9 protein-coding genes are annotated in these 9960 nt (G+C 66.8%); 3 read left to right on the top strand and 6 right to left on the bottom strand.

All coding sequences use genetic code 11. The annotated features are described in order from the left end of the window. Nucleotides 1–118: 118 nt before the first annotated feature. The 4 genes from EB084_12460 to EB084_12475 all read right to left on the bottom strand — a co-directional run bounded on the left by EB084_12460 (nucleotide 119) and on the right by EB084_12475 (nucleotide 3457). Nucleotides 119–532 carry a DUF1290 domain-containing protein gene (locus EB084_12460; protein NDD29068.1) on the bottom strand — a complete coding sequence of 138 codons (414 nt, stop codon included), beginning with the start codon at nucleotides 530–532 and terminating at the stop codon, nucleotides 119–121. Beyond that, entirely contained in the window at nucleotides 529–1323 is a 795-nt protein-coding gene (locus EB084_12465) for a DUF881 domain-containing protein (protein NDD29069.1), read from the bottom strand. The genes EB084_12460 and EB084_12465 overlap by 4 nt, the downstream gene beginning before the upstream one ends. A gap of 10 nt (nucleotides 1324–1333) precedes the next feature. Next, entirely contained in the window at nucleotides 1334–2143 is an 810-nt protein-coding gene (locus EB084_12470; protein NDD29070.1) for an FtsQ-type POTRA domain-containing protein, read from the bottom strand. A 276-nt stretch (nucleotides 2144–2419) separates the two neighbouring features. After that, nucleotides 2420–3457, bottom strand: a complete 1038-nt coding sequence (locus EB084_12475) for a hypothetical protein (GenBank protein ID NDD29071.1) — start codon at nucleotides 3455–3457, stop codon at nucleotides 2420–2422. An 88-nt stretch (nucleotides 3458–3545) separates the two neighbouring features. On the opposite strand from EB084_12475, the gene EB084_12480 reads away from it, so the two are divergent. The 3 genes from EB084_12480 to EB084_12490 all read left to right on the top strand — a co-directional run bounded on the left by EB084_12480 (nucleotide 3546) and on the right by EB084_12490 (nucleotide 7038). Continuing rightward, a complete protein-coding gene (locus tag EB084_12480; GenBank protein NDD29072.1) occupies nucleotides 3546–4727 on the top strand; it encodes a glycosyltransferase family 4 protein in 1182 nt (393 codons plus the stop codon). Continuing rightward, nucleotides 4724–6415 carry an SAM-dependent DNA methyltransferase gene (locus EB084_12485; GenBank protein ID NDD29073.1) on the top strand — a complete coding sequence of 564 codons (1692 nt, stop codon included), beginning with the start codon at nucleotides 4724–4726 and terminating at the stop codon, nucleotides 6413–6415. The genes EB084_12480 and EB084_12485 overlap by 4 nt, the downstream gene beginning before the upstream one ends. Nucleotides 6416–6531: 116 nt before the next feature. Further along, complete coding sequence (locus EB084_12490) at nucleotides 6532–7038, top strand: SIS domain-containing protein (GenBank protein ID NDD29074.1); 507 nt, start codon at nucleotides 6532–6534, stop codon at nucleotides 7036–7038. Between the two features lie 13 nt (nucleotides 7039–7051). Here the strand turns inward: EB084_12490 and EB084_12495 are convergent, their stop codons facing one another. After that, nucleotides 7052–7420, bottom strand: coding sequence for a hypothetical protein (locus EB084_12495; protein NDD29075.1), 369 nt, complete (start codon nucleotides 7418–7420; stop codon nucleotides 7052–7054). A gap of 201 nt (nucleotides 7421–7621) precedes the next feature. Beyond that, on the bottom strand, nucleotides 7622–9829 hold the full coding sequence (locus EB084_12500) for an adenosylcobalamin-dependent ribonucleoside-diphosphate reductase (protein ID NDD29076.1): 2208 nt from the start codon (nucleotides 9827–9829) through the stop codon (nucleotides 7622–7624). Nucleotides 9830–9960 lie beyond the last annotated feature (131 nt).

The following is a 9960-nucleotide window of genomic DNA, read 5'->3' on the forward strand; positions in this document are numbered from 1 at the left end:
CCCCCCGCCTCTTTGCTTTCCGTGGTCTGGCGCGACTCAGACTGGCGCCCGGCCGAGTGCCTCCGCGGCGAGAGCGCGTGACAGGGACATCGCGCTCTCGCGAAGGGCGACGCGCAGATCAGATCGGGCGGGCCGTCGACGAAGGGGTGGCCTCGATGGCAGCGCCCGCATCTTGATCTGACGCGCGACTGGCCTGCGCTTCTCGGTGTCGGGTGATCAGGTCGCGCCGGATCCAGGCGAGGTTCTCGAAGATGCGCACGCCGAAGGTGACGAGGGCGGCGAGGTACAGGTCTACGCCGAGGCGTGTTCCCATGAGAACGAGCACGGCGGCGAGGAACGCGTTCGAGACGAAGCCGGACGCAAACACGAGCACGTCGTACTTCTCCTCGATGTCGGCGCGTACCGCGCCGATCACCGAGTCGAGACCGGCCAGGAATGCCACCGCCACATAGCGCGTGAGCTCGGGAGGCACGCGATAGGGCAGCAGCCAGCCGATGACGATTCCCAGGATGATGCCTACGACGGCAATCACTTCGCGCTCACCGGCTCGGCGTAGCGAAAGCCGCCGCTTCCCTTGAACTCTGGCAGCTCGATGTCCTTGCGCTTCACGATGTCAACCCGCACCCCTTTGGCCAGGCTGGCCGACAAGCTTGCCAGCACACCGTTGGGCATGCGCAGCGCGGTGTCGAGGGTCTTCTGGTCGCCGATGGCGCGTATCATGTAGGGAGGCGCAAGGCGAACCGCGTTCACGAGCACCGTGGGCCCCACGCATCGAACAGATGTCGACGTCACCACCCGCTGGTCGTTGATGGCGACCGCTTCAGCGCCGGCTGCCCAGAGCTCGTTCACGAACGACTGGATGTCGACATCGTGCACGATGAAGAAGTACGCGTCATCGGTGGGACCCGGTTTCTGCAGGGAGTCTTCAAGCCGGACCTCAACGCCCGGGCCCTTCACCGGCACGAGTCCTGCCTGCATTCGGGCCTTGTCGACCTCTTCCTTGAGCAGGTTCAGGGCTTCCTGGGTCTGCTTGCGACCTTGCTCGCTGAGAAGGGTCTCGTAGCGGTCTTTCTGCTCTCGCGTCTCCTTGAGGTCGTTCATGAGCTTGTTGCGCTCGGTTTCCTGGTACATGAGCATGCGGCTCAGGTTGTTCACGTTGTCTTGCGCGAGGGGGTTGCCCAGGTCTCGCTGCGTGCGGAACTGCAGCGTCACGAGAATGCCCAGCACCACCGAGGCGCAGATCATGGGGAGATGCCACGTGATATCGCGCCTGCGCGTGCGCAGGGCGGTTGTGGTCTCCTTCACCGATTCGCTCAAGCTCATGCGTGTCAGCCTACTGCTGCTTCTCTTCCTTTGTCGCTGTCTCGGCCTGCACCAGCATGTAGCCCACGGCGGGGTCGTTGTATCGCAGGTCGATGTAGCTCACCGGACGCTCCTCCAGCGCGAGTCGCCCGGTGAGCGCCTGCAGCACCGCAAACTTGTACGGTGCGCGCTCGGCTCCGCCGAGACGAACCTCGATGGGGCGATCGAGAAGGTCTATGCTGAGGAACAGCTGCCCCTGGGCGTCGGCGCGCAGCTCACGCACGCTGGCGGTCATCTCGGGGGGGATGGCCGCCAGTGTCTCTCGCACGGTCGACACCAGCGTGCTCGACAGCCGATGGCCCACGAGCAGGGGGGTGGAGACGAGCACGCGCGGAAGGCTGTCTTCGCCGCGAGCGCCAGCGGGCGCGAGCACCATGCCGTCATCAGACATCACGAACCAGCCCGTCGGGAAGGTGCCCGCGCGAAGCGGGTCTGCCACGGCAAGCGCGGGGGTTCGCTCGTGCACGCGGATCTGGATTCGCCCGGGCATGTAGCGGCGCACCGCAGCATCTTTCACCCAGTGCAGGGTGTGCACCCGCTCCTCCACGTTCCGCAGGGGCACCGAGAAGAGAGGGCCCTGCAACGAGACCGCAGCCTGGGCGCGGATGGTGGCGTCGCTCAGGCGATCGTTTCCCACGACCTCTACCGCTCTCACGCGGAACATGTCAGAGGTGAAGAAGACGACCTGCGCCACGCAGAAGACGGTCAGCAGGAAGGCTTTGCGCGTCGAAGCGCTGGCGCGCGGGCGGCGAATGGGGAATTTGCTTGTGCGTGCGGCCATCTGCAGCCCTCATCATCTGCTCCCTGCGCGGTGGGTTGCCTGAGTGGCGGCGCGGGAGCGTGCGTCAGCGTCGAAATCTTGTATTTCTTTCAAGGGCGGGCTTTTTCCTGTCAATGCGACAGAAGACTTCTGAAAGGGTTCCGCAATCGGTGCGCGGTGGAGCGCCAGACGACGGTCAGCACGCTCCGGAACGCTTCGTGAGAACAGCCGAGGCCCCTGCCGCGAAGAGGGTCTGGCTTCGTTTCGCACAGCAGGGCGCGAGTCCCATGGGGCCCTTCAGTGAGGGCGCTGACCCTGCTCGAAGCGATGCAGCTCGTCTTGGTGGCAGGCTGCGATCTCGGTGCGGGTGCCATTCGCCGACACGCGATGCAGGCCAAGCTCCGGGGATACGACGCGACCCACGTGAAAAGCCTCGATGGCAGCCGCGCTGCAAGCCTGGAGAAGCGCCTCGACATCGATCTCATCGACGCAGAGCAGCAGCGTGCCAAAGCTCAGCAAGCGCCACGGGTCGAGCCCCAGCGACGTGCAGATCGCCTGCGTCTCCGGTCGCACGGGCACGGCACTCTCGTCGATCTCGACGCCAACCTCGGCCAGGCGGGCGAGGTCGTGGAGCGAGGCCACGAGACCGCCGTCGGTGAGGTCGTGCATGGCGTGGGGATGGCCTTGCGCCATGGCGACGCGAACCGCGGGCACGATGCTTCGCCTCGCGGGTTCCAGAAAGGCCCTGGCCTGCTCGACCACCGTCGCAGGAACGCCGTGACGCTCGAGCGCAGCGCTGTGTCGCTGGGCCAGCAGCCCTGTGCCGTACTCGCCGCAGGCGCCGATCATCACGATGGCGTTTCCCTGGCGGGCGCTACGCGTCGCGGTGAGCCGGAAGGTGGTGATCTCACCGATCATCGTGCCCACGGCAACGGGCTGGGTGACCTGTTCGGTGACCTCGGTGTGCCCTCCGATGAGCTCGGCTCCCACGGCCAGACAGGCGTCGCTGACCTGGTGGAACACCGCTTCGATGGCTGACGGATCGGCTGATTGCGGGGGGAGCAGCAGGGTGAACAGGAACCAGGAAGGGTCTGCCCCACGCGTTGCCACGGCGTTTGCGTTGCGGTGGACCACCTCGTGCCCGAGTCGTTCCACCTCGTCGATCACGGGATTCATGGCGGTGACCGTGCACGGGAGGCGCGAGAGCACAGCCGCTGCATCTTCGCCTGGAGCGGGGGGGGTGAGCACGCGGCGAGAGCGTGCGCCGAAGCGCTCGAGAAGCTCGCCGAGCATCGGCGCCGGCACCTTGCCCAGGCCGAGTGATGGGCTTTGCATGCTGGCGAGGTTCGCGGGGTTGCGCGAGCCGTCCTGTTGAAATGGGTAGAGGAAACCGGGTACTGAGGAGAATAACTAACGCTTTCTGATGAGGATCGGCATCTACACGGAGATCTATCGTCCGGTACTGAACGGCGTCGTCGTCTCCGTTGAGTCCTTCCGTGAGCAGCTGCAACGTCAGGGGCACGAGGTCTACGTCTTCACGCCAGACTACATGTCGTACCCCGAGCCCTTCGTGGTCCCGTTCCACTCGCTGCCCCTGCCGACCCGCACGCCCTATCGCTTCGCCACCCCCTTCCGCAAGCGCGGCAGCATCCCCCGACTCGATGTCGTCCACGCACAGACCCCTTTCATGACAGGGCTGCTGGCCTGGAGCCACGCGCACCGGCTCGACGTGCCCCTCGTCTTCACGTATCACACGCGTCTCGTCGACTACCATCACTACCTGCCGCTCAATCCCAGCGTGAGCAAGAGCTTTCTGGTGTGGGTGAGTCGCACGTTCAGCAACATGGCCGACCGGGTTGTGGTTCCGGCCGCCCCGATCAAGAGCCTGCTCGAGTCATACGGGGTCAGCACGCCCATCGATGTGGTGCCCACAGATGTGCGGATGCGCACTGCTTCGCGTGACGCAGGCCTTCGCGTGCGCGCGGCGCTCGGCATCCCGCCGTCTCACCGCGTGCTGCTGAATGTCGGGCGCCTCGCCCGCGAGAAGAACCTCGGCCTTCTGCTCGACGCCTGTGCGCGTGCGCGCGACGAGCGCACGCATCTCGTGCTCGTCGGAGACGGCCCGTCCCGGGAATGGCTCGAGGCGCAGGTGAGCGAGATGGGAGCGGCCGCCTGGGTGCACCTCGCCGGCCCCGTCGACCACGCGGAGATCCCCGCGTGGTATCGGGCCGCCGACCTGTTCGTGTTCACCTCGCTCACCGAGACCCAGGGGCTGGTGGTGGAAGAGGCCCTCCAGCTGGGAGTGCCTACCCTCGCCATCGGAGCAGGCGGGGTCATCGACGCAGTCGGGCGGTGGGACGGCGGACGTCTCGTCGAGCCGTGTGACGATGTTGCCGCGCTCACCGAGCGATACGCGACGGCGCTGAAGGCGCTGCTCGAGAGCGGCGACCTCACCGACCTCCGCCGCGCGGCCGAGCGCAACATCAGTGCCCACGACGAAGACACGGGCACCGAGCAGATCCTTGGCGTCTACGAGACGGCCATCGGTGCCCATCGACGTGTGCGTCGCGTAAGTGCCCGCAGGTTTCTGCAGCTCCAGAAATGAGGGGGGTTCGCGTCTCCCTCGAGCAACGTCCGCGCAGGGCGCTCGGACAGTACTACACGCCCGTTGAGATCGCCGCCTTCGCCGTTCGCACGCTGGCCCGTCATGGCGCCCTTGATGCCGCGTCGGTGCGCGTCATCGATCCGGCCGCGGGGCCCGGGCTCTTCCTCGAGGCCGTCACCGACGTGCTTGCCTCGGCAGAGGTCATCGGTCTTGATGTCGATCCGAGGGTCGAAGGAGGCCATGTTCGCGTCGGCAACGGTCTGGTCGATGTGCCGGAAGTCGGGGTGACCGAGGGGGCCTTCGAGGTGGCGGTCGGCAATCCGCCTTATGGTGGACTCGGGCTCATCGAGCTCTCCCGTCTTGCGCGAGGAGAAGGGCAGGACAGCGACTGGCGGGTCGCAGAGGCGGTGGCTCGTCTCCGCGCGCTCGCCGCTTCCCTGGGCCCGGTGCCTCGCGCGCTGCACGCGCGCCAGCTCACTCCAGCGGTGCGCCGCTGGCTCGACCGAGCATTCCGCCATCCCATCGAGATGCTCTTCCTCGAGCGCTTCGTGCGCCTTCTGAGGCCTGGAGGCTGGATGGCCGTGGTCGTTCCGGAAGGCGTCCTTGCGAATGCGCGCGCCGCTGATCTGCGCGCCTTCCTCTCCCAGCACGGCCGGGTGGCGGCGATCATCGGCCTGCCTCGGGTCTTTGCCAAGGCTGGCGCGGCTGCGCGCACGGCATTGCTCGTCTATCAGCGCGAGCCCTCGATGGCGGGCGACGTCGCCGTCTCCGACGTCGATCTCGAGTGGACCCCGCGTGGACAGGTCTCGCGGCGACGCGTCGACCTCACGAGCTACCTCGCCGCGCCGCCCACGGTGACGGTTTCATGGTCGGTGCTGCGCGATCAGCGCTGGGATCCCCAGTTCTGGGATCCGCGCTGGGCCTCGCCGCTCACCGGCATGGCAGATCTTCCGACCCGGCCGCTGGGAGACTTCATCGAGCACCTCACCTACGGCCCCATCGTCACGCGGATCCGCCCTCGGGACCTGCCCGGCGATGTGCCAATCCTCAGCCAGGGGCAGATCGAGGAGAGCGGGATCGTCCTGCACGCATCGCCGCGTGTCGCGGCCGGTTCGGTGTTCGACCCTCCGCGGTGCAGGGTGAGGCGTGGCGACCTTCTCTTCCCGCGCAGCGGTGCGGGCTCGCTGGGACGCAACCGGCTCGCGGTCTTCGATGGAGAGGCCCCGGTGGCGCTCGGCTGCTTCGTCGACCTGATACGCCTGCGCGGCGTGTGCGCCTGGTTCGTATGGATCTTCTTGAAGACCCGCTTCGGCTGGGGGCAGGTGAAGCGTCTCATAAACGGGGTGGGGATGCCCAACATCAGCTTCGATGAGATCCGTTCCATCCGGATTCCCTGCGTGGACGAGGCCTTCCAGCGTGAGGTCGAGGCGCGCTGGCGACGCGACGTGCTTCCCGCGCACCTCAGGCTCTTGCGGTCCCTCGAGGCGGAGGCGCAGGTTGCGGCCGCGCGCGCAGAAGCAGAGGCTCACATGCGGACGCTGGTGGAATGGGTCGAGCACGCTCTCTCGGGTGGAGCGGGGGCGCCTCTTGAGACCGCTGCTGCGGCGTGCACACGCACGGCTTCGCGTGAAGGCCCAGTGCAGACGCAGGGATCGATTCACGGCGAAGCCAACAAGAGCGAGCGATGACTGACATGAGAACCGAGCCCACAAGCCCCTCGTCTGCGACGGCATCCGCGTCGCCGGGCGAGGTCATCCGCGACCACATCGAAGAGAGCATCCGCGTGAAGCAGGCGCTGCTCGGCATGACCGAGCCCATCGAGCGCGCCGCTGCGCTGCTGGTTGAGCGCCTCAAGAATGGGGGGCGCGTGGTGATCTTCGGGAACGGCGGGAGCGCCGCCGATTCCCAGCACTTCGCAGCCGAGATGGTGGGGCGTCTCGAGGTCGATCACGGGAGCCTTCCCGTGCTGGCGCTCACCACCGATACGTCGATTCTCAGCGCCGTGGCCAACGATTTCGGCTACGATCAGGTCTTCGCGCGTCAGGTGAATGCATTCGTGCGCGCGGGAGACGTGGCCATCGGCATCAGCACATCCGGTGGATCGCGAAATGTCGTCGAGGGCCTTCGCGCAGCGCGCGCGCTCCAGGCGCACACCATCGGCATGGTGGGGGAGAAGGGCGGTCTGATGGCCGAGCTGTGCGACCACCTCATTCGCGTGCCCTCTTCGCGAACCATGCGCATCCAGGAGTGTCATCTCACGGTGGTGCACATCCTGTGCCACGCCGTGGAGCGTGCCTTCGTCGACGCCTGACCCTGACGCGGCGCTACTCTTCGGTGTCGGCGCCCTGCTCTGGTTCCTCGGCGCTGTCGGCTTCGTCTTCGGCGGTCTCATCGCTCACGCCGAACATGGCCTTTGCCTCGCGCACGTCACGGGGCACACCTTCGAACGGGTCTGGATACAGCGGCGAGATGCCAGAGTAGCGGCACTCCATGCCCTTCTGGTAGCACTCGATGAGGTTGCCGCAGTAGATCTCGCCCTCAGGCCCCTTGTTGTAGGGGGCCTGGTAGTCGGAATACTCGACGAGTATGGTCACGGCTCTGCGCAACAGGCGACAGAAGCGCTCCTCTGGCTGAAGCGCCTTGCGTCGAACCCTCTGGCCTGCGGCCTCGCGCTGCTGCGCGATTCTCGTCATCTCTGCTCCTCTGGGGGGGATTCGGCTGCGGGTGTGTGCGGTCTCACACCCTTGTGAGAGTCGCTCGAGTGCCGCCGGGTTCCGCACCGTGGCGTTGCTCTTTCAGTCGACGTCATTATAGGCGACCCCCATGAACTTGTAAATACGCCGTCGGCTCGCATGTCGGTCGGCGCTCTGACGCCGCCTCAGGAGCGACGTCTCTCAGCAGTAGCTGTACCCACAAGACTTGCAGCTCGCACATCCCTCCTCGAAGACCAGCGTTGCGCCACCGCACTCCGGGCAGAAATCGGAAGGGCTCGGACGATCGGTCTGTGACGGTGACCCTCCTCGCTCTACGCCGGCGAACTCCGCCAGGACCTGGGCGATGGCGTCCGGAAGGGAGCGAACGCGATTCGGCCCCAGTCCGATGGGCCTCGCGCCCCCGATCTCGCGCATCTGGCTCACGATCTCGCGCAGCCGTTCCGCGGGAGACAGCGGGGAGGGCAGCCGCAGCACGAGCGAGACCAGTCGGCCGATGGCCTCCGAGACGGCACTGATGTCGCTGCCGGCTTTTCCCACATTGGCGAACACCTCGAGCGGCTCTCCCCGCTCGTCTCGGTTGACCGTGATGAAGCAGGTGCCCAGGGGAGAGGCCACGCGCCAGGTCGACCCATCGGCCTTTCGAGGGCGAGGCGCGAGATGCGCGGCGTCGGCGCCGTGGTGCAGCACCTGTCCGCCCTTGCACCCGTCTCGGAACACCGTGATTCCCAGGCAGCCTTCGTCCCAGGCCATCTGGTAGGCGGTCGAGACGTCGGAGACCGACGCGTCTGCCGCCAGATTCACCGTTTTAGATACCCCGTTCTCGGTGTATCGCTGGAACGCGGCCTGCATTCGCACGTGCCACGCCGGCGCGATCTCGTGGGCGGTGACGAATGCGCGGCGTGCTTCCGGCGCGACGCGGCTCTCGTCTTGCAGGGTCCCCCTGGCGCGCAGACGCTCGAGCACCTCGGGCGCCGCGTCGGCCAGGGCGGCTTCCACCACGGGGTTCACGAACTGGAGCACACGGTCGCCCACCACGTGTCTGAATGCGAGGGCAAAGGCGGGCTCGATGCCGGAGGAGCAGCCGGCAATGATGGAGATGGTGCCCGTGGGGGCGATGGTGGTAACGGTGGCGTTTCGCCGTGGCGGCTCGTTCGCGTGAATCCCGTGCGGCTGGTTCGGATATCCCCCCCGTTGCGCCCCGAGCTCGCGGGTTGCCTGCTCCGCGGCCTTCTCGATGCGGCCCATGACCTGCTCGGCCAGCGTGATGGCCGCCTCGCTGTCGTAGGGGATGCGCAGGGCCATGAGGCAGTCGGCCCACCCCATGATTCCGAGGCCCACGCGGCGGTTGGCCTTCACCATGGCGTCGATCTCGGGAAGGGGATAGGGGTTGCACTCGATGACGTCGTCGAGGAAGCGGGTCGACAGGGCCACCGCCTCGTCGAGGCGCGGCCAGTCAAAGCTGTCTTCAGCCAGGAAGCGCGTCAGGTTGAGGCTGCCCAGGTTGCACGCTTCGTTCGGGGCCAGCGGCTGCTCTCCACACGGATTGGTGGCTTCGATGAGACTGACGGCCGGCGTTGGATTGGCACGGGATCGGTTGATGCGATCGATGAACACGAGTCCAGGGTCGCCCGTTCTCCAGGCCGCCGACACGATGCGGTCCCATACCTCGCGGGCCTGCAGGCTTCCGACGGCGCGGCCCGCGTGGTCGTGCAGCGCATAGTCGCTGCCTCTCTCGAGCGCGGCCATGAACGGGTCGGTCACCGCCACCGAGATGTTGAAGTTCGTCAGGCGTCCCTCTCTCTTGCAGTCGATGAACGTGACGATGTCCGGGTGATCGACGCGCAGCACCGCCATGTTGGCACCGCGCCGTGTGCCCCCTTGCTTCACCGCCTCTGTGGCTGCGTCGAAGACGTGCATGAACGTGACGGGGCCGCTTGCTCGCCCCCCCGTGCTTCGCACCGGGCAGTCGCTCGCGCGCAGCCGCGAGAAGGCGAAGCCCGTGCCGCCACCGCTCTGGTGGATGACTGCCGCGCGCTTCACGGTTTCGAAGATGCCTTCGATGGAGTCTTCGACGGGAAGCACGTAGCACGCGCTGTACTGGAGGCCGTTGGCGCGCCCCGCGTTCATGAGGGTGGGCGAGTTGGGCATGAACTCCCGCCTCACCATGAGCCGGTAGAACGCTTCGGCAACGCGGCGCAGCGCCTGCTCGTCTTGAACCCAGGCGCGTTCTGCCCAGGCGAGGGTTGCCGCCACGCGCCACAGCATGTCTTCGGGCGACTCGTGGCGTTCGTTGCTGTGCGCCAGGTACCGTTCAGCGAGCACGCGCAGCGCGGTTGGGGTCCATTCCCCCGTCTCAGCGGGTCGCTCACCCAGCGGAGAGATGAACATGGTCGAGAAGGTTCCTCCAGCAGCGGTTTCCGGTCTCCAGAAACAAAAGAGGACCCGCAGCAGCGAGCCCTCGTTCGCGAGACGCCCGCGGCGTCATCATCGGTTGTTGTAGGCCAGCCGATAGCATCCTG

The sequence above is a fragment of the Pseudomonadota bacterium genome (genome assembly GCA_010028905.1).
Classification (GTDB): Bacteria; Vulcanimicrobiota; Xenobia; order RGZZ01; family RGZZ01; genus RGZZ01.